At 53.6% G+C, this 19,665-nt stretch carries 19 protein-coding genes; 12 read left to right on the top strand and 7 right to left on the bottom strand.

The features are described 5' to 3' along the window. The first annotated feature begins 5 nt into the window (after positions 1–5). Genes ACOQPU_RS24220 through ACOQPU_RS24230 form a run of 3 tightly spaced genes read left to right on the top strand, consistent with a single transcriptional unit; the run spans position 6 to position 3,597 of the window. A complete protein-coding gene (locus tag ACOQPU_RS24220) occupies positions 6–1,307 on the top strand; it encodes an IS701 family transposase (protein ID WP_420640693.1) in 1,302 nt (433 codons plus the stop codon). A 45-nt stretch (positions 1,308–1,352) separates the two neighbouring features. Continuing rightward, entirely contained in the window at positions 1,353–2,330 is a 978-nt protein-coding gene (locus ACOQPU_RS24225) for a threonine ammonia-lyase (RefSeq protein ID WP_420642402.1), read from the top strand. Further along, the gene (locus ACOQPU_RS24230) at positions 2,299–3,597 is read left to right on the top strand and encodes a citrate synthase family protein (protein ID WP_420642403.1); all 1,299 of its coding nucleotides are present in this window, start codon (positions 2,299–2,301) and stop codon (positions 3,595–3,597) included. Before ACOQPU_RS24225 ends, ACOQPU_RS24230 begins: the two co-directional genes overlap by 32 nt. Positions 3,598–3,655: 58 nt before the next feature. Here the strand turns inward: ACOQPU_RS24230 and ACOQPU_RS24235 are convergent, their stop codons facing one another. Then, positions 3,656–4,723, bottom strand: a complete 1,068-nt coding sequence (locus ACOQPU_RS24235; RefSeq protein WP_420642404.1) for a DMT family transporter — start codon at positions 4,721–4,723, stop codon at positions 3,656–3,658. Positions 4,724–4,758: 35 nt separating this feature from the next. Between ACOQPU_RS24235 and ACOQPU_RS24240 the strand changes: the two genes are divergently transcribed. From ACOQPU_RS24240 to ACOQPU_RS24260, 5 genes are all read left to right on the top strand, one after another. After that, positions 4,759–5,061 (top strand): hypothetical protein, encoded by a 303-nt coding sequence (locus ACOQPU_RS24240; RefSeq protein WP_420642405.1) that lies wholly within the window; start codon positions 4,759–4,761, stop codon positions 5,059–5,061. Positions 5,062–5,164: 103 nt separating this feature from the next. Beyond that, positions 5,165–7,411, top strand: coding sequence for an ATP-binding protein (locus ACOQPU_RS24245; protein ID WP_420642406.1), 2,247 nt, complete (start codon positions 5,165–5,167; stop codon positions 7,409–7,411). A gap of 86 nt (positions 7,412–7,497) precedes the next feature. Further along, on the top strand, positions 7,498–8,706 hold the full coding sequence (locus ACOQPU_RS24250) for a response regulator (protein WP_420642407.1): 1,209 nt from the start codon (positions 7,498–7,500) through the stop codon (positions 8,704–8,706). A gap of 134 nt (positions 8,707–8,840) precedes the next feature. Continuing rightward, the gene (locus ACOQPU_RS24255; RefSeq protein ID WP_420642408.1) at positions 8,841–9,431 is read left to right on the top strand and encodes a hypothetical protein; all 591 of its coding nucleotides are present in this window, start codon (positions 8,841–8,843) and stop codon (positions 9,429–9,431) included. A gap of 53 nt (positions 9,432–9,484) precedes the next feature. After that, positions 9,485–10,063, top strand: a complete 579-nt coding sequence (locus tag ACOQPU_RS24260) for a GNAT family N-acetyltransferase (RefSeq protein WP_420642409.1) — start codon at positions 9,485–9,487, stop codon at positions 10,061–10,063. A gap of 131 nt (positions 10,064–10,194) precedes the next feature. Here the strand turns inward: ACOQPU_RS24260 and ACOQPU_RS24265 are convergent, their stop codons facing one another. Beyond that, the gene (locus tag ACOQPU_RS24265) at positions 10,195–10,983 is read right to left on the bottom strand and encodes a transposase (RefSeq protein ID WP_420642410.1); all 789 of its coding nucleotides are present in this window, start codon (positions 10,981–10,983) and stop codon (positions 10,195–10,197) included. A gap of 354 nt (positions 10,984–11,337) precedes the next feature. Here ACOQPU_RS24265 and ACOQPU_RS24270 point away from each other — a divergent pair, with 354 nt between their 5' ends. From ACOQPU_RS24270 to ACOQPU_RS24285, 4 genes are all read left to right on the top strand, one after another. Continuing rightward, positions 11,338–12,693, top strand: a complete 1,356-nt coding sequence (locus ACOQPU_RS24270) for an ABC transporter substrate-binding protein (RefSeq protein ID WP_420642411.1) — start codon at positions 11,338–11,340, stop codon at positions 12,691–12,693. Between the two features lie 147 nt (positions 12,694–12,840). After that, the gene (locus ACOQPU_RS24275) at positions 12,841–13,728 is read left to right on the top strand and encodes a carbohydrate ABC transporter permease (RefSeq protein ID WP_420642412.1); all 888 of its coding nucleotides are present in this window, start codon (positions 12,841–12,843) and stop codon (positions 13,726–13,728) included. Then, positions 13,725–14,570: a carbohydrate ABC transporter permease gene (locus ACOQPU_RS24280; protein ID WP_420642413.1), complete on the top strand. Its 846-nt coding sequence runs from the start codon at positions 13,725–13,727 to the stop codon at positions 14,568–14,570. The genes ACOQPU_RS24275 and ACOQPU_RS24280 overlap by 4 nt, the downstream gene beginning before the upstream one ends. A 278-nt stretch (positions 14,571–14,848) precedes the next feature. After that, the gene (locus ACOQPU_RS24285; RefSeq protein ID WP_420642414.1) at positions 14,849–15,559 is read left to right on the top strand and encodes a hypothetical protein; all 711 of its coding nucleotides are present in this window, start codon (positions 14,849–14,851) and stop codon (positions 15,557–15,559) included. Between the two features lie 129 nt (positions 15,560–15,688). On the opposite strand, the gene ACOQPU_RS24290 is transcribed toward ACOQPU_RS24285, so the two are convergent. The 5 genes from ACOQPU_RS24290 to galK form a co-directional block, all read right to left on the bottom strand. Then, positions 15,689–16,339 carry a hypothetical protein gene (locus ACOQPU_RS24290; protein ID WP_420642415.1) on the bottom strand — a complete coding sequence of 217 codons (651 nt, stop codon included), beginning with the start codon at positions 16,337–16,339 and terminating at the stop codon, positions 15,689–15,691. A 44-nt stretch (positions 16,340–16,383) separates the two neighbouring features. Next, on the bottom strand, positions 16,384–16,707 hold the full coding sequence (locus tag ACOQPU_RS24295) for an alpha/beta fold hydrolase (RefSeq protein ID WP_420642416.1): 324 nt from the start codon (positions 16,705–16,707) through the stop codon (positions 16,384–16,386). Further along, entirely contained in the window at positions 16,704–17,384 is a 681-nt protein-coding gene (locus ACOQPU_RS24300) for an alpha/beta fold hydrolase (RefSeq protein ID WP_420642417.1), read from the bottom strand. Before ACOQPU_RS24300 ends, ACOQPU_RS24295 begins: the two co-directional genes overlap by 4 nt. Positions 17,385–17,399: 15 nt before the next feature. Continuing rightward, entirely contained in the window at positions 17,400–18,383 is a 984-nt protein-coding gene (gene galE, locus ACOQPU_RS24305) for a UDP-glucose 4-epimerase GalE (protein ID WP_420642418.1), read from the bottom strand. A 119-nt stretch (positions 18,384–18,502) separates the two neighbouring features. Beyond that, positions 18,503–19,663, bottom strand: a complete 1,161-nt coding sequence (gene galK, locus ACOQPU_RS24310; RefSeq protein WP_420642419.1) for a galactokinase — start codon at positions 19,661–19,663, stop codon at positions 18,503–18,505. Between the last annotated feature and the right edge of the window lie 2 nt (positions 19,664–19,665).

The following is a 19,665-nucleotide window of genomic DNA, read 5'->3' on the forward strand; positions in this document are numbered from 1 at the left end:
ATTGGATGAAAACCAAGACACGCGATACCAGTGAATATGGCTATCATTACCTGAGTGGCTTGTTACGAATGGAGAGCAACCGGCATATCAGCGGGATTGCCCGTGTAGCGGGAATCCCCGAACAAAATCTGCAACAATTCATCGCCGATTCACCTTGGGCCGGGAACGATTTGATCGCCGTCCTGCAACAAGATATCAGCAGTTTGCCCCACTACCAGCAAGGCAGTGTCCTCATTGCTGATGAAAGTGCAGAGGAGAAGGCCGGTGATGGCAGCGCCGGCAGCAGTCGGCAGCACAATGGTCGCCTGGGAAAAGTTGACATGAGTCAGGTGGGTGTGTTTTTGGCCTTGGCCAAAGATGGCTACCGCACCTGGATTGATGGCGAACTGTACTTGCCAGAAAAATGGTTCACCCCGGCCTATGCGCGGCGACGCAACAAGCTAGCCATCCCCGCTGACCGGGAATTTCAGACCAAGATCGAACTGGTACTGGTCATGGTCAAGCGGGTCCTGGCCAATGGCGTCGCCTTTGACGCCTTTGACTGCGACAGCTTGTATGGCCGCAGCCACTGGTTGCGGGCTGAATTAGACCAGCTGTCCATCCAATACTTTGCCGATATTCCCTGCAACTTGTCGCTTTATCTGGAGAAACCTCAGGTCATCCGGGAACCAAAGCGCAAGCATGTCCAAATTACTGTGTTAGGCAGTCAGACCACACCTGAACAACTGGCATCGGCGTTCTCATTCACCGCCATCACCCTTCGTCCACATGAACGGGGCCATCTCACTGCCCAATTTGCCCGGCAACGGGTGTGGACCGTCAGTGAAGAGGGAAGTTGCCGCCAGGAATGGCTGCTGATCCGCCGCGCCAACGGTAAAGTTACTTATTCACTGAGCAATGCCCCGGCTGATATTCCTCTGGAGACAATGGCCCGGCACAAGTCGCATCGCTACTTCATCGAACGGGCCCATCAGGACGCCAAATCGGAGTTGGGGTGGGATGAATTTCAGGCCCAGAAGTACCCTGCCTGGGTTCACCATCTCGCCTTGACCATCATGGCCAGTGCCTTCATCACCGAAACCTTGCTCGAGTGGACGGAGGCATATCCTCGTGACCCGGCTTTGTTGGCTGCCTACGAAACGGATACTTTGCCCAATTTATCGATTGTTAACGTTCGTACCTTGCTACGAGCCGCGTTGCCGTTGCCGCAGTTGTCGTCACGCCAGGCGGCTGAATTGGTTGTCAAACACTTGGATAATCGTACTCGCTCACGAAAGTCACGGCTTAGAAAGGCTCGTGGCCCGTGAATCTAACATTGTCAAATTAGTTAATCAATGCAAGGCGGTTCTAAGATGGAATTGGTTGATTTTTTGGAGGCTGCACGGCGGATACGGCCGTACATGCACCACGCCCCCCTCATCCGCAGCGATTTTCTGAGTGAACAGACGGGCGGCGGTGTGTGGCTTAAGCTGGAGAATCAGCAGCCGACAGGCTCGTTTAAGGTGCGCGGCGCGTTGAACAAACTTAGCCAGCTGAGTGACGTGGAGCATGCGCGGGGGATTGTGGCGGCGTCGGCGGGCAACCATGCGCTGGGCGTGGCCCATGCCGCAACGTCCTTGGGGCTGCCCCAGGTAGATATTTTTGTGCCGGAAACCGCGCCAGATGCGAAGCTAAAAAAGCTGCGTCGCTTTCCCATTAATTTGCACCTGGTGGGGCAAACGTATGAGGACGCACACCAGGCTGCCGCCCGTTTTGCCGCTCAAACGGGCGCGTTGGAAGTTGCGGCGTATGACGATCTGGATGTGATTGCTGGGCAAGGTACGGTCGGTGTGGAAATCATGACCGATTTGCCGTCGGCGGATTTGATTTTGGTGCCAATTGGGGGCGGGGGCTTAGTGAGCGGGGTGGCCACGGCCGTTCGCCATATCAACCCGGCTGGCAAAATTGTGGGTGTGCAGCCAGAAGCAAGTCCTGCCGCGCAGCTCAGTTTCACCCAAAACCAAGCCATCGACCCATACGACCATGCGCCGACCATCGCGGATGGTTTGGCAGGTGGCTTTGGCGTGAAGCCATTTGAGCTGCTGCGCCAAAATCCGCCGGAGATTGTGCTGGTAAGCGAGGCGCAAATCCGGCAGGCGATTTTCGCTTTGCTATCAGAGCAGCAGTTGGTGATTGAGCCATCTGGGGCAACGGCCGTTGCGCCGCTGCTGACTGGGGCGGTGGATGTGCGCGGGAAAACGGCCGTTTGCCTGCTGACGGGTGGCAATTTAGATATGAACTTGCTGCGCGAGATTGTGAATGGAGATTGGCGATTGGCGATTAAAGAGTGAAGACAGCCAATCTCCAATCTCTAATCTCCCTATCTCCAAAGGATTTTGCATGGCCCAAGGCAACTTTCTAACAGCCAAAGAAGCGGCAGCGATGCTGGAAATTTCGCTGCCGACGCTGTACGCTTACGTGAGCCGGGGACTGATTCGCTCAGAGCCAGGTACGGGCAAAAGCCGAGCGCGTCGCTACCGGCGGGCCGATGTGGAGGCGTTGCTGGCGCGTAAGGCATTGCGCCAAAATCCCGCCCAGGCTGCCGAGAATGCGCTCCACTTTGGCGCTCCGGTTCTCACATCGGCAGTGACCTTGATTGAAGACGGCCGTTTCTTTTACCGAGGGTACGAAGTGACAAAATTGGCGCAAACCACCTCGTTTGAAGCGGTAGCCTCCCTGCTGTGGCGCGATTCACTGGCGACGGACGATCTTTTTCCGCCTCAGCTTCCCCCAGGTTTGCAGCAGCGCATGATCGCCATGCAGCCAATTTTGCAGCCTCTGCCACTTTTTGAGCGGTTTCAGGTGGCTTTGCCGCTGCTGGCAGGGCATGATTTGGCGGCGTACGATTTGGCAGCAACGGCCGTAGCCCAAGCGGGTGTCCGTCTGCTGCATCTGCTCAGTTGGGCAGTTACGGGGGAACGGCCGCACGCGAATATAGCCGCCACGTTGCAGCAAGCGTGGGCACCGCAAATCCCGACGCTCCAGAACTTGTTCAACACCGCCCTCATTTTGTGCGCCGACCATGAGCTGAACGCTTCGGCCTTTGCGGCGCGGGTGGTGGCTTCGGCACAGGCAAACCCGTATGCCGTGGTGCAGGCAGGGTTAGCAGCCTTGCAAGGGGCGCGGCACGGTGGGCACACGGAGCGTGTGGTTACGCTGCTGCGCGAGGCTGGCTCTGAGGCCGGGGTACGCCCGGCGGTGGCGGCACGGCTGCGACGCGGCGAACAGATTCCGGGCTTTGGCCATCTGCTTTACCCCAATGGCGATCTGCGGGCGCGGCTGCTGCTAGATTTGGTGGCGCGGGAATTTGAAGGGGAAACGGCCGTCTCCACTGTGCAAGCGTTGATTCAGGTGATGGCAGAAGCGACCGGGCAGCTACCGACGATTGATTTGGGCTTGGCCGCGTTGGCAGTAGCGGCTGAGCTGCCAGAGGGTGTGCCATTGGCACTGTTTGCCCTGGGGCGCACGGCGGGCTGGCTGGGCCAGGCCATCGAGCAATATCAGGAAGACCAGCTCATCCGCCCCCGCGCCCGCTACGTGGGCAAACGGCCGGTTTGATTTGTTGCCACAGAGGACACAGAGGTTTTCTCTTTTTCTCTGTGTCCTCTGTGGCCAATCAATCGTCGTGGGTGTGGCGGTGGGTGATGTCCGGCAGGTGGTGGTGTTCGTGTGAGTTTTCAGCATGTTCATGCGGATGGGCGTGGCTGGTGTTGGCTGATTCGCCATCATGCGTGTGCATGTGGTGGTCATCATCGTGATCGTGCCAATGCTCGTGAAAAACGGCCTCGTGGACATGGTAATGGCTATGCTCTTCATTAACCAGATAAATCGCGCCGATAATCATGAGCGGCAGCGCCAGCAAAAAGAGAAAGCTCGGTGTTTCACTAAACAACAGCAGCGAGAGGAGCACGCCAGCCACTGGTGCGGTGCTGAACAACGCGCTGGTGCGTGCCGCCCCCAAATGGCGCATGGCGCGGATGAACAAGGTGATGCTGAGGCCGTAGCTCAGGCCGCCAAGCAGTAATGCCCCCAAAATGATGCCCAAACCTGGGAAGCTGTTGCCCAAAAGCAAGGCCAAAAGCAACGAAAATAATCCGGCCACCAATCCTTTGACAATGACAATGGTGAGCGGGTCTTTGGCAGAAATGTTGCGCGTAAAGTTGTTGTCGATGCCCCACAGCACACAGGCTAGCAAAATCCCTACTGCACCGAGTGAAAAACCCCAACTGCTGCCCGGCGCGTAAGAGAGCAAAATCGTGGCCCCTGTAATGGCCAGAATGGCTAACCAGGCACGGCGCGTCACTGCCTCCCTAAAGGCGAGGGCGGCGATGAGCGTGGTGGCCACGCCCTCAAAGTTGAGCAGCAGGGAGGCGGTAGCTGCGGCCGTTTCGCGCAAACTGAACAGCAACACAATGGGAGCCGCGATACCTCCAGCCAATATCGCCCCGGCCAGCCAGGGAATGTCTTCTTTGCCGATAGGGGTCTCGGTGGCAACGGCCGTTCTCCCCAAACGTTGCCCCACTTTTATAAGCAGCAAGCCTAAGCCGCTGCCAAGATACAAGAACGCTGCCAGGGCGACAGGCGCCACCTCGCCCAAAAATAGTTTTGACAGCGGCGCACTCATACCAAAGAGTGCGGCAGCCGCCAATGCTTGTAAAAACGGAGCGAGATTTTGTCGGGTCATGCGCTGATCTTAGCATTGGAAGGACAGAATGACCATTGACGAAAAATGTTTCTTTCCGCCATAATGCGCCCATGTTTGCCTCATTGCGACGCGTGATTTTGCCGGTAACGGCCGTTCTTTGTCTCCTTTTTGGGCTGTTTTGGCTCTGGTTTTGGTACGAATTTAGCCTGAAATGGGCACTGGCGGACGCAATGCCTGCGCCGGGCGATTCGACGGTGGTTTTCTACGGCAGTGGTGTGGCCGAGCTTGGTTTTCTGGCGTTTGGCTGGCTGCTGCTGGCAATTATTTTGTACGCCCTGCATCGTCGCTGGCGCGGGCGTCGGGAGATGGGAGATTAGAGATTTGAGATGACGGACTCTCTAATCTTCTAATTCTCCAGTCTCCAATCTCCATTTTGCAACGGCCGTTTTCCCCCTAACCCATTCCACAATACAATTAAATATGGCAAATCTAAACCTTCTTCACCGATTGTCCCCACCCCAGGATGAGACCGTGCAGCTCAACCTGGATGATTTACGCGGGCGGCTGGCCCAGCGGCTGGCCATGCTGGCCATTGGCGTGGCCCAAACTTTCATTCTCTTCTATGAATCCCCAGAACCGTTTCCTGTGCCAGCGATTGGCTTTTGGCTGCTGCTAACGGGAACTGGTGTGGGCGCGCTCTCGCTGTCGGGCCAACGCCCTCGGCTGGCGCGGCACGTATTGGTGTGGGGCTTAACGGCCGTCCTCCTCTTTGCCATGATCTTTTTGCCTGCTCCCTGGCTACCGTTTGTGGGCGTGTTGCTCATCTTTTGCCAGGCGATGCTGGTGCAGGGGAGCGAGTTTATAACCGGGGCGTTGCTGGCGGGAACGGCCGTTTATCTCGGCACCGTGCAAAATTATCCTTATCCGCTGGCGGGCGTTCTCACCAACCTGGTTTTGGCCGTGCTCATCGCCTGGCTCACGATACGTGCCCTGTACACCGCGCTGGATTGGCTTAGCAAAACCCAGCGCCGTGCTGAGCAGCTGCTGGACGTCACTCGCAGCCAGCAGGCGGAACTCCGCAGCACCGTCAAATCGTTACAAACCACCAACGAACTGCGCCTCCAGGCCGAGCGGGAACTGCTTATCGCCAATAAGCAAGCGCGTGAATCGCAACGAATGAAGGAGCAATTTGCCGCCAACATCAGCCACGAATTTCGCACGCCGCTCAGCATCATTTTAGGCTTTAGCGAGGTGATGTATCTGTCGCCAGAGGTGTATGGCAGCCAACCGCTGCCGCCCAAGCTGGTGCGCGACGTCAGCCAGATTTACCGCAACAGCCGCCACCTCATGAGCATGATTGACGACATTCTTGACCTTTCCCATTTTGAAATGACGGGCTTCACCCTGAACAAGGAGCCAACCGACCTGGAACCGCTGCTGCAAGAGTCGCTTGGCATGGTGGCGGATCTATTCCGCAACGAGGCCGTCACCCTCAAGGCAGAAATTGAGCCAGATTTGCCCCTGCTGGAGCTGGATCGGACCCGGATGCGCCAGGTCTTGCTCAACTTGCTCAACAATGCCTGCCGCTTTACCGAGGCAGGCACCGTCACGTTGCGGACCTTCCAGCAGGATGGTGAACTGCGCATTCAGGTAGTTGATACAGGGCCGGGCATCCCTGAAGAACAGCTAGCCCGCATCTTTACCGAGTTTTACCAGGTGGATTATTCTCTGAGCCGCAAACATGGCGGGGCGGGCTTGGGATTGGCGATTTGCCACCGCTTTGTGCAGGCGCACGACGGCCGTATCTGGGTAGACAGCATCTTGGGGGAGGGGGCCACGTTCACCATTGGCTTGCCCATCGAGCAACTGTCACCGGGCGGACAACTGTATCGCACCCGCGCTTTGGCGGCACAGCCCAGCAGAAAATTGGCACCTGTACTCATGGTGGATTCTGATCCCACCGTGGTGAGCCTGGTGCAGCGTCATCTGACTGAGTACGAGGTTATTCCTGTGCCAGATTCGCACAGCTTGGCTGATAAAGTTACCGAACATCATCCAACGGCCGTTTTGCTAAACGTGGCACCGGGGTCAGAAATAGCCCCGCCACCGCTGCCGCTGCCAGTGCCGGTGATTACCTGCTCATTGCCCAGCCGCACCTGGATGGCCGACGCCTTTGGTGCGCTGGCCTGCCTAAACAAGCCCATCAATTTTGAGCAGCTCAACCGCCTCATCGACGGGCTGGGTACGGTGCAAAACGTGTTGGTGGTGGATGACAACAGCGGCGTGTGCCAACTGGTCGAACGGGGCCTGTCAGCGCGAGCCGTTCCCTTGGGCGTGCGTGTGGCTTACGACGGCGAAAGCGGCCTGAGTGCCATGCGGCAGCAGCCCCCAGACCTATTGCTGCTCGATTTAATCATGCCGGGGTTAAACGGCCGTGACGTGTTCGACCTCATGCAGCAGGACGAGGCGCTGGCTAAGATTCCCGTCATTTTGCTCACCGCCACAGATTTTATCAGCGAACAGTTTGCCGGGCAGACGAGCCAACTTACCGTGCAGCGTTCCCAAATGTTCCAACCGATGGAACTGCTGCAATGTATTCAACCCATCATCAAAACGCTCCAGCCCCAATATGGCAACTGGCTGGCAGACCAATCTGCCGATGAACCCACTGAAAAAACTCGCGCGGAGGCGCAAAGCCGCAAAGGCGTCCAGAGGGAAAATCTGTGAAATCTGCGAAATGGCTCGACTGCGCTCACCACAAGCCTGTGGTTTTTCAGTAGAGTCACCAATGGACAATCACAGGAAAAGCTGGGATGATTGAGACCATGACGCCGCAACCCCCAGACCAATTTGTAGAAGATGTGAAAGTTGCCCTAGAGCATTTGTATGACTTTGCTTTCCTGCAAAACCTGGCTTTGGCCCAGCAGTTGGCCAGCAGCAAAAAACGGCCGAGCCAAACGTTGGGTCATCATTTGCGGCGGGAGCTCATTGAAGCGATTGAAGCCCTTAGCCCTGAACCGGGCGCAGCGGCCCACGCACCAGACATGCGCCAATACAATTTGCTGCAGCTGCATTATGTGGAAGGATTAACGGTGCAAGATGTGGGGCAGCGGCTGGGGCTGTCTACCCGGCAAACGCATCGCTCGCTGCGTAAAGCGGAGGCCAGCGTGGCTACGATTTTGTGGACGAGGGTGCAGTCGGCAACGGCCGTTTCCCAATCACCAGAATCCGCAGCCCAGCTATCATCTGTGCAGGCGGAGTTTGCCCAGCTAGAGACAACGCTCCAGCCAACCGATTTGGGGCAGCTTTTGCAGGAGGCGCAAAAGGCGGTGGCCCCACTGGCGCAGGCGCGTGAAGTTACCTTTCAACGAGAAGAACCGTGGCCGAGATTGGTGGTTTCGGTGGATACGGCCGTTTCTCGCCAGCTACTTCTCAGTGTCCTCAGTCGCCTCATTCAAACCACGCGGGAGCAAATTATCACCATTCGGGGAACGCTGGGCGAAGAGATGGCGCAGCTTTCGCTTTCGTTCCCGACAGCAGAGCCACTGGCCCACAATTTTGCCAGCGACAGTGTGATTGCACCGCTGGCTGAGAAGTTAGGGTGGAAAATGGTGGTTGAGGGTGGAAACGGCCGTTACCAACTCCAAATCCAAATCCCCCTACATGGCCCCGTCGTCCTGGTAGTCGATGATAATCAGGGGTTGGTGGAACTGCTGGAGCGCTACCTGACGGGCCACAACTGCCGCGTCATCGCCGCCAACAGCGGGGAGGAGGGGCTGGCCGTGCTCAACCGCACCACGCCAGACGCCATCATTCTGGATGCGATGATGCCCGACGTAAGCGGTTGGGATGTGTTGCAAACGATACGGACGCGGGTGGAAACGGCCGAAACCCCGGTCATCCTCTGCTCCGTCTTCAACGACCCCGAACTGGCCTACGCCCTCGGCGCGTCCCACTTCATCTCCAAACCCGTCAGCCGCGATCAGATTCTTACCGCACTGCGTCAGTTGAAGGTAGTTTGAATTGCATAGAAAATTGTCAAGAGGCTAACGAAGATTTATACTGCTTTGGTTCTTGAGTTTGTCTTTGTTAGGCGATTTATTTGCCAATCGCGAAAGTTTAAAGCAGTTGGATTTGTTACTTGGAGGGCTATACTGTGAATACAATAGATTATGCTACGATGTCAATAGCAATCACCAGCTTAATTGTTGCACTGTTTTCGCTTCATAATTCTATACGCACTTATCAATTTAGAGTTAGGCAAGGCCAAGCAAGCACATTATTTCAGGTTATGGAACGACTTGAAACCGATGAAATGCGAGTAATCAAACACGAAATTATCTACCCTTTTGAAGGAAATAATTCTGGATTGTCGAACAGTGAGGTAAATCAAATTCAGTGCTGGGGAGCGGAAATGGATATAATTTCCCTCCTTGTCCGCAATAAAATAATTGATAATGAAGATTTTTTCCGTGTATATGGTGACGTGATAATGCGAACCGCTTACAGATTAGCGCCATTCGCAAATTCCAGACGCAGTAGCCGGGGTGATCAATATTGGATGGAGTACCAATTATTAACCGTTAATATCCTGAAAATATGGCGTAAGCAAAGGCAGGTTGGAGACTATCCACAAGTAATTGGTCTTCCAAACACTGAACAGCAGCTCACTTTAGAACAGTTATTAGGTGACCCAAGTTTTCGAAGGTTTCTTTCAGCAAATAATGTAAAACTGGAAAATATTTAGCCCATTTTTAGGTAGCTTCAACTCTCTAAAATTGGTTATAAAGAAGAAGGTTAATGTACAAGAACTTAGACTATGCTTCAATTGAAATGCAGTGTCCAGATTTAAATAAAACTCCTATCCATCATTTACCAACGAAATATTCAATTCGAGACTTTCAACCAGGAGATGAAAGGGTATGGCTTGCGATTCAGAAATTAGCTGACAAATATAACGTAATCACAGAGGCCCTTTTCTATCAAGAGTTTGGAAATCAAATACAGATAATCAAACAACGTCAGCTATATCTTTTAAATCCATCCAAACAGACTATAGGCACTTCGACAGCTTGGTTCACCATGTCAGGTAGTCGGCCCAATTGGGGCAGAGTGCATTGGGTTGCAATTGTTCCATCAGAACAAGGAAAAGGATTAGCGAAACCATTACTTTCTTTCACCTGCCGGAGATTATGTGACCTGGGTCATTCAAAGGCGTACTTAACGACTGCAAATAATCGAATTGCTGCAATCAATCTTTACCTTAAGTTTGGATTTCAGCCGATAATCACTACCAAAGATCAATTGGAAATATGGACATCTCTGGAATCTAAGTTGAGAGAACCTATTCCTTGGGAGGGTATAAATTTTCCAGAGTAGAAGGTCAGGACACCAACAACATCCAGTGTTGTTGCAATTAATTGTGAGTGAGCTTGCTTTTGGGTTGAGGCTTTAGTAACTGCTGGTGCCATCTACATGCAATTCTTGGTTATATAACCTTTGGTGCTAGTTCATAAACTGAACTCAGCAATTGACAAATGAACGAATCCATCATCGGCAGGTTGTAAACCATGCCATTGAACCAAGATATTGAACAAAGCCATTGTGTATCCGACCCGGCTCTTGAAATAGTCCCAGACACGATGGCCGACTTTTTTGAAATGACAAACAACGGTCAACATCGACAAAACAGTTTCCACAAGCATGCGGTCATTCCAAGTTCCTTTGGCACAGACCTTCAGATTGGTAGGATTCCAACCGACTTTTTCAAAATGAGGGTCAGCCAGAACGACCATTTCATCAGCAACCGCATCTACCAGATGTTGAAAATTGCTGCCGTCATAGACATTAGCGGTGTCAACATCCCAATCAACAACCAGACCGAGATGGTTGAGCAGCATACACAGCTTGCCACCAACAATCCAGCGTTTGTTGGACAGCCCCTTCTTGCCAATCTGCTTCTCACTGCGCCCCTCGCGGCGCGGATGAATCAGTTCGATTCCGTAGCTGTCGATGAGACCGATCATACTGGGCTTAGCCAGGAAACGGTCAATCCACTTACAATGGGTATTGAACAAACGAAACAAACGTGTCCGATGGGGCAAACTGGGGAACAGATGCAACCAGTTGTTGCTCAGCCAACGGTAGAACGGCCGATTGCCACAGCCTTTAAGAGCAAAGAGCAAGGCCAGTGTGATTACTTCGCTGGGGTAGAGTTCGGCTTGGGGGTGTTTTCTCACATCAAGCATTTGGTCATCAACACGGCAAAACAAATCAATGATAAAATCTTGGGTAGGCATTGGATTCTCCTTTCTGAATTTTGGTTTGTGTTACCTTCAAATTAGGAGAATCCGGTGCTTAATTCAAACTAGTACCAATGGTTATATAGTGGGAACCGCAGTTGGGGTTATGTAAGCTTTTATTGTTTTTTCTATCACCCACTTAAAATGTCACATCTGTGTCATATAGTTGGCTCAAATCCTCTTGAATCGCCCTCCTCTCATTTGCTATAGTCGTTGAACTTCATGCACTTGGGCAGTTTGTTCCTTTGCCCTACGCCGTAACGATTCATTATTTACCCACATGCAAAAGCCACGGTTTTTTGCAATGGACAAATAAACAAACCCCGCTTTTGCGCAAAATGAGGAGAGAATATGTCACGTAAATATACCCCCTTTATCTTGTTACTTCTGTTCGCAATGTTCTTAGCCGCCTGTGGTGGCGATGCGGATGAACCAGAAGCAACCGATGGCGGCGACACTGCTGCCGAAACCGAAAGCACCGACACCGAAGAAGCGATGGATGATGAAGAAGCTATGGACGAAGAAATGGCGCAAGCCGTTGAGGTCTTCTCCTGGTGGACCGGTGGCGGTGAAGCGGCCGGTCTGGAAGCGATGATTGGCGTATTTGCCGAACAATACCCAGATATCGCTTTTGAGAATGCGGCCGTTGCTGGTGGTGCTGGTACCAATGCCCGTGCTGTCTTGGCCACCCGCCTCCAAGCTGGCGATGCCCCGGATAGCTGGCAAGGTCACGCAGGCCAGGAACTCATCGGCACTTACGTTGCTGCGGATCAGCTAGAGCCGGTGAACTTCCTCTTTGAAGAGAACGGCTGGCTGGATGTGATGCCCGAAACGCTCATTCCCCTGATTTCTCAGGACGGCAACATCTACTCCGTGCCGGTGAACATCCACCGCGCCAACGTTTTGTGGTACAACCCCACCGTCTTGGCTGACAATGACATTGAGGCCCCAACATCGCTAGATGATTGGTTTGCGGCAATGGATGCGCTGCAAGCGGCTGGTATGGATGCGCCGCTGGCCATGGGTGAGCAATGGACTGCCCTACATCTCTTCGAGACCGTTTTGCTGGCTTCCCTTGGCCCCGATGCTTACGAAGCCCTGTGGGATGGTTCTGGTGATTGGGGTGCTGCTGAGGTAACGGCCGCTCTCGAAGATTTTGCCAAAGTGTTAACCTACACCAACAGCGACGCTTCTGCTCTGACCTGGCAAGATGCCTCCCAACTGGTTGTGAATGGCGACGCCGCCTTCAACGTGATGGGTGACTGGGCCGAGGGCTACTTCCGCGAAATCGGCTTTGAGCCGAACGACGGCTATGGTTGGGCGGCTGTTCCTGGCACAGGCGGCAACTTCCAGTTTCTGTCCGACAGCTTCGTGCTGCCCAAGGGCGCACCCCACCGTGATGCCGCCATTGCCTGGCTGACCGTAGCCGGTTCCATTGAAGGGCAAGATGCGTTCAACCCGGTGAAAGGTTCCATCCCCGCCCGCAGCGACGCAGACCGCAGCCTGTATGGTGACTATCTGCTCTCTGCCATGGACGATTGGGCCAGCGACCGCGTTGTTGGCAGCCTGACCCACGGCGTAGTGGCCAACGATGCCTGGAAGTCGGAAATTGACACTGCACTGGGCCTCTTCCTGGCCGATGGCAACATCGAAGGGTTCCAATCTGCGCTGGTAACGGCCTGTTCAACCGCTGGCCCGTGCCAATAAGTTAACCTAAATTGAACCGAGGTAGGCATGAAAATGCCTACCTCTTTTTTTGCAATGAGTAGCCGCGGTTTCTTACCGCGTTTCCAAGGCGCAGAAAGAATCTGAGGCTACTTTTTACTTTTTGGTCGTATTTTGTGAGGAGGCGCAATGCGTTACAACAAAGACCGAATGCTCGCCTTTGCCCTGGTTTCCCCCTCGATTTTGGCTGTTTTCATCTTTGTCTACGGCTTTATTGCCTGGTCGGGGCGGGTTTCGCTGAGCCAGTGGGTGGGGCTGCTGCCCAATTACGAATGGGCGGGTTTTACGAATTACGCCAACCTACTACAAGACCCTCGCTTCCAAATTGATATTCGCAATACCATCATTTTTACCGTTTTGTTTGTGGGCGGTTCGCTGCTGCTGGGGTTGGGATTAGCCATTCTGCTGGATCAGGGTTTGCGCGGCGAATCATTTTTTCGCAGCCTGTTCCTCTTTCCTATGGCCATTTCGTTTATTGTGACGGGCGTGGTTTGGCGCTGGCTGATGAACCCGGCGCAGGGAAGCCGTATGAGTGGCCTGAATTTACTGTTTGACCAGCTAGGCTTGGACTTTTTGATTAACCAGTGGCACACCACGCCGCAGTGGGGCATTGCCGCCATTGCCATACCGGCCATTTGGCAGATGTCTGGCTACACAATGGCCCTTTATTTGGGTGGTTTACGCTCGATTCCTGAATCATTGCGGGAAGCGGCGCGGGTTGATGGCGCAACGGAATTACAGATTTACCGATTCCACATTTTGCCGTTGCTACGGCCGATTACGCTCAGCGCCATGATTATTTTGGGCCACATCTCTCTAAAAGTGTTCGATTTGATTGTGGCCGTGGCAGGCAAGCAAGTTGCTCTGGACGTGCCGGCCATTTATATGTGGACCACCACGTTTGACGGCAACTTTTACAACCGCGGCGCGGCCATTGGCATGGTGCTGCTGCTGAGCGTGGCGGTGTTGGTCATTCCCTACCTGTGGTACACCTTGCGTACGGAGGCTGAGGTATGACAACGTTAACACCCCCCCGCAGCGAAAGGCGGTTTTCGACGCGCTGGCTGCTTTACATTCCACTTTTGCTGGCAGCCCTTTTTTACCTGATTCCCCTTTACTTGATGCTTAGCACGGGGTTCAAGAGCTTTGCTGAGGTTGATCTACAAACAATGTGGCGGCTGCCCTCTGGCCTGCATGTGGAAAACTTTACGGCCGCTTTTCAGCAACTGGCTCCTGCTTTGTGGAACAGCATCCGGCTGGTGATTCCGGCAGCGTTCATCTCCTCCATGCTGGGTTCGCTGAATGGCTTTGTGCTGGCCCGCTGGAAGTTTCGCGGGGCTGACTTTATCTTTCCGTTTTTGCTGTTTGGCATGTTCATTCCGTACCAGAGCGTTTTGATTCCGTTAGTAGAGTTTATGCGGGACATCAATTTGTATGGCGGCGTGCCGGGTCTGGTGCTGACGCACGTCATCTACGGCATTCCGATTACGACGCTGACCTTCCGCAACTATTACGCCACCGTACCGAAGGAGCTGGTGGAGTCGGCCCGGATTGATGGGGCGGGCTTGCTGGAGACGTATTGGTACATTTTGCTGCCTATTTCGATTCCCAGCTTTGTGGTGGTGCTGATCTGGCAATTTACGGCCGCTTGGAACGATTTTCTCTTTGCGGTGGTGCTTACCAGCCCGGCCAACTGGCCTATCACCGTGGCCCTCAACAACATGGCGGGCAGCCAAATCATCGAGTGGAATGTGCAAATGGCTGGTGCTTTTTTGGCAGCCGTGCCGACGCTGCTGGTTTACATTTTCCTGGGGCGTTACTTCCTGCGTGGTTTAATGGCAGGTGCGTTGAAAGGTTAGAATTTTCTGACGTGAAGGTTGTTGGCGAGCACCCTGTTTGCGCTGAATCGTCGATAGCAGAAAAAATCTAAAACTTGAGAAACGGTGCCAATTTGAATATACTACCCTCAGGGGCCTTGTATGTTGTTATTGGGCAAGCTGTTGCCAGTTGTTTCGCTTATAGCCCATATCCTTAAAACGCCCATTTTTATTCACAACTTGACTGCGTAATGGATGATAGACCTAAAATTAGTTTATGATCCCCGCGTCGTCATGTTTCCAGTCCGCAAGGGGGAAAAATGAACCTAAAATTACCAATTTTGTTTATAAGCCTGCTGTTTTTCGTTGCTTGTGCAAGTGAGCCAGTCGAAGTAACGAGAGTCGTCGAAAACGATGTTGAAGTGACAAGATTCGTTGAGGTCACTCGGGAAGTAGAGCGAGAAGTTGAAGTCACCCGTGAAGTGGAAGTCCCTGTGGAAGTCACGACAGAGGTTGAGATAGAAGTTACCAGAATTGTGGAGGTGGAAGTAACGGCCGTTCCCACCCAGACGCCCACACCCTTACCTACCAATACACCAGCTCCTACTACGTCCAGTCAGGAAAGTGCACCACCACCAGCCGCAGAACCCAATCTAGAAGAAACGTTATTGAATACGATGGTGCAAACGCGTACCAATATGCAAAATTTTGGCGGCATGATCGACACCGCTTTAAATAGTGGCGGCATTAGCTGCCAAGCGGTTGTGGACACATACGACAACGTTGTTCTTGCCCCAACCTTCGATGTGAGTGGCGCCAGCCCTGTTGTCCAAAATGCTTATGCTTCTTACCGAGCGGCTATTGATGTATTTGGCAATGGTACCAGAGATATGGCAGAAAATTGTCGTACGGCAATTACCAATAATTCTGGAACGTCAATTGGCTTTCAGCAGTGGGGATTGGCAAGACAAGAAGTGAATTCTGCAGTTGATATTATTCACCCCGCCATCCAGAGCTTAGGCGGCGAATAAGAGGATTCTCCGCCGCCTTGTGGCAAGTGAGGATACCGACCAGAGATAGAGATATTTAACGCAAAGAGCGCAAAGTTTTTAAGGAGGCAAAGAGGCGGAATCTCTTTTCTGTTTCCTTGCCTCTTTGCGTCAACTTTTCTCTCCCGCCTGCAAATGGGCGATGAGGAGGAGGGGGTAAAGGTGCGCCCAAAGCTGGGGCCAGGTGGTGAGGTCGGTTTGTGGCGTGGTGAGTGCCTCGAAAATGGTTTTTAGCTCAGTGGAATTTGGCCTGGGGATGAGCAGGGCTTGTTCTAGCTGCTGGGTCCGTTTGTGGTAGCTACGGAAGTCGGGCCAGGGGAGCAGCTGTTCGGCCGTTTTTTGCAGGCTGGCAATGAGTTGGGTAACGGCCGTATGCCTTAAAACCGGGTCATCTACAACCTCTCGCACCGTTTTGCTGTCTTTAATGCCGTTTAGCGCAATGTGACCACCGCTCAGGGTGCTAACTAGCAGAGCAAGTGAGAGGTTTTCGCCAAAGGGGGCGGTGGGGGACTGGAAATTGTTGGCAACGGCCGTTGCGCCTGCCTTTGTCACATAATACAGCTTTCCATTCCCCAACCGATTCCACCGATAGCGTAACAAACCCGCATCACATAAGCTGTCCAGATCGCTAATTCGCTTAAAACGAAAACTTTCTTCCCCACGGATGTAAATAACAAATTGATTGGCGGGCTTTTTTGCTGGAAAAGGTACAATTGGCTCCTTCAGCTTGCCCGCCTCAATGAAGCCAACGAGCGTACGCAACAGTGTTTTCTGTTGAGAGGTAAGAAGAAAAAGAGCCATGCTTTTTACGGGGTCAAAAACGCAACAATTGCGCGGTTTACTTCTTCCGGGGCTTCATTTTGCACCCAATGGTTGCTGTGTGGGATGTAATGCCGCTGAATGTTTGGCACCCACTTCTCTAAATCTTCAGTGAGGTCGCGGCTAAGGGCAAAATCTTGTTCGCCCCAGATGAGCAAGGTGGGGGCTTCGATGCGATTGGCTTTGCTGGCGGGCTGGTAGCGGATGGCGCGATACCAGTTGATCATGCTGGTCATGGCGCGGGGTTGGCTCATAGCCACAGCCATCATTTCCACTTCGTCGTCCGTAAACGCATCTGGTTGGCTGGTCATTTGCTGGAACGATTGGCGGGCCGTTTGGTAGGGATTGAGGGTAAATGCCAGTTCTGGCAGCAGGGGCAGCTGGAAAAAGAGCATGTACCATGATTTGAGCCGCTGTTCCCACCCTTTGTTAAGCTCTCGGCCAAAGGCTTTGGGATGGGGGCGTTCAGGATGATGAGCTTCTCGGTCATCTGTGGGTAGTCGGCGGCAAATTGCCAACCGACCGCACCGCCCCAGTCGTGGGCAATGATCACGGCCGTTTCTCGTCCCAACGTCTCAATTAACCCAGCCACATCTTTAGTGAGGGCGTCGATGCGATACGGCCGTATCCCCCACGGCTTGCTGCTGCGATTGTACCCCCGCTGGTCTGGTACCACGACCCGATACCCCGCCTGGGCCAATGCCGGAATCTGTTTGCGCCAGGAAACCCAATGTTCCGGGAAGCCATGCAGCAGCAGTGCCAGCGGCCCATCTTCCGGCCCGGCCAGTAGGGTGTGCAAAATAATGCCGTCCACATCAATAAAGTGGCAGTCGGCGTTCAGCCCCGGATACGCAGCGTTCAGTTCCCCAATCGCTTTGGCCGTGAGCGTATCTGTTTTGCGGGCGATTTTAGTGAGTTGCTGATTGTGAAGGAATAATGCTGAACCCAGCAGTCCAGCACCAAGAATCCATTTTTTACGTTTGGACATACACAGACAATCCTTCTACTTCGCGTACCCTTTCGGATTGGCGACGTGCCACTTCCAGGCCATCTCAATGATTTGGCGCAGCTCAGGGTAGATGGGCTTCCAGCCAAGCTCATGGTTGATGGTTTCGCTGCTGGCGATGAGAATGTCTGGGTCGCCAGCACGGCGGGGGCCAATTTCGGCAGGGATGGGATGACCTGTTACCTCGCGGGCGGTGTCGATCACTTGCTTGACGCTGAAGCCACGGCCGTTTCCCAAATTATATTTTCGGCTGTGTCCGCCATTCAGGATTTCTTTCATGGCCAGAATGTGGGCCTCAGCCAAATCCACCACGTGGATGTAGTCGCGCACGCAGGTGCCATCTGGCGTGTCGTAATCATCGCCAAAGATGGTGATTTTTTCTCGCTGGCCCAGGGCCACTTCTAAAACCAAAGGAATGATGTGGGTTTCCGGGTCGTGGTCTTCGCCGCGCGTTTCGGTGGCTCCACAGGCGTTGAAATAGCGCAGGCAGGTGTAGCGCATGTCGTACAGCCGGTCCATCCAGTAGAGATACCGCTCCAAAATGAATTTAGATTCGCCGTACGGGCTGCCGGGCACGATGCGCTCCTCTTCATCAATTGGCATGCGTTCCGGGTCGTCGAACAGGTTGGCGGTAGAGGAAAGGATGAACCCTTTCACGCCATTGGCAATGGCCGCTTCAATCAAATTCAGCCCGTTGACAATGTTGTCGCGCAGGTAAAGGAAGGGCTTCTCAACCGATTCGCCCACCAGTGTGTAGGAGGCGAAATGCATGATGCCGTCTGGTTTGTGGGTGGCAATCGCCGCTTCAACGGCCGTCTTGTCTGCCAAATCCCCCTGAATAAACACCGCGTCAGGATGCACTGCATCCCGGTGACCCTGGTATAAATTGTCAAAAACCACCACCTCTGCGCCAGATTTGATAAGCCGCTCCACAGTGATGCTGCCGATGTAGCCTGCACCGCCAGTGACTAGAATTTTCATTGAGTTGATCTCCTTGGTTCAGATTTCAGTAAACAGTTTTCAGTATTCAGTGGAGCCAGTAGAAGTCAAAACTGGTCACTGATTACTGGTTTTACACAGTTAATCTTGCAGACCCCCTGTCAATTTTGGGTAATCACAGACGCGCCGTCGCTGGGTTGGCAGACGTAAATATTGGGTTTGAGGTTCGTTTGCTGCCGGTATTGATTGGAAACGGCCGCTACAAAATCGTCAATATGATCTTCATGCACCAGGGCAACGGCACAGCCAGCAAAACCACCCCCCGTCATGCGCGCCCCAAAGCAGCCGGGGTGAGATTGGGCCGCCTCGGCCATCACGTTTAGCTCATCATTTGTAATTTCAAAATCGTCCCGCATGCTGATGTGGCTCTCATTCATCAACTGGCCCAGCAGTGGCGCGTCTGCGTTTTGCATCGCCTTGGCGGCATTGAGAGTCCGCAAATTTTCGGTAATCACATGCTTGGCGCGACGGCGTGTTAGCGACTCTAAATTGTCTGCTTCGGCCAAAAATTCACTGATGGAGACATCTCGCAAGGCGGGAACGCCAAAGTAAGCGGCGGCGGCTTCACACTGTTCACGCCGTTCATTGTAGGCAGAATCAACCAACCCGCGTCGGGTAGTGGTATCTAGAATGACAACGGCCGTTCCCGATCCATCCGGTGCGGGAGGGAGCGGTACCGATTCGGTGACCAGCGTGCGGCAGTCGATGAGCAAGGCGTGACCCGCTTCACCCGCTGCCGAAATCATCTGATCCATGATGCCGCAGTTCACGCCGACCCACTTATTTTCGGCCAGTTGGCTCAGCTTCGCCATCTGCGCGGCGTCCCAGGCAAAGCCAGACACCTGCTGGAACGCCCGTGCCGTCGCTAGTTCCAGTGCCGCCGAGGAGGAAAGTCCCGCGCCTTTGGGGACGTTGCCCGCCATTACGCCTTCCCAACCGCGCAGCGCGTAACCATTTTCCTGCAAGGCCCAGGCGACACCTTTAAGGTACTCTGCCCAGCCGGATTTTGTATTTTGCAGATTGGTGAGGTGGAAAACGGCCGTTTCCCCAAAATCAAGTGATTCAATGGCAACCTGATGATCGTCGCGAGGGCGCAGTGCCAACCAAATGCCCCGGTCAATGGCCATAGGCAGTACAAAGCCATCATTGTAATCTGTATGCTCTCCGATGAGGTTGACGCGACCCGGTGCCTGCACCAACAGTGGCAGCGGTGTGCCGAATTTTTCGGTAAAAGTAGCCGTTACTTTTTGTTGCAAACCCATGT

Origin of the sequence: Candidatus Leptofilum sp., from assembly GCF_965223285.1 — a bacterium.
In the GTDB taxonomy this organism is placed as follows: Bacteria; Chloroflexota; Anaerolineae; order Promineifilales; family Promineifilaceae; genus Leptofilum.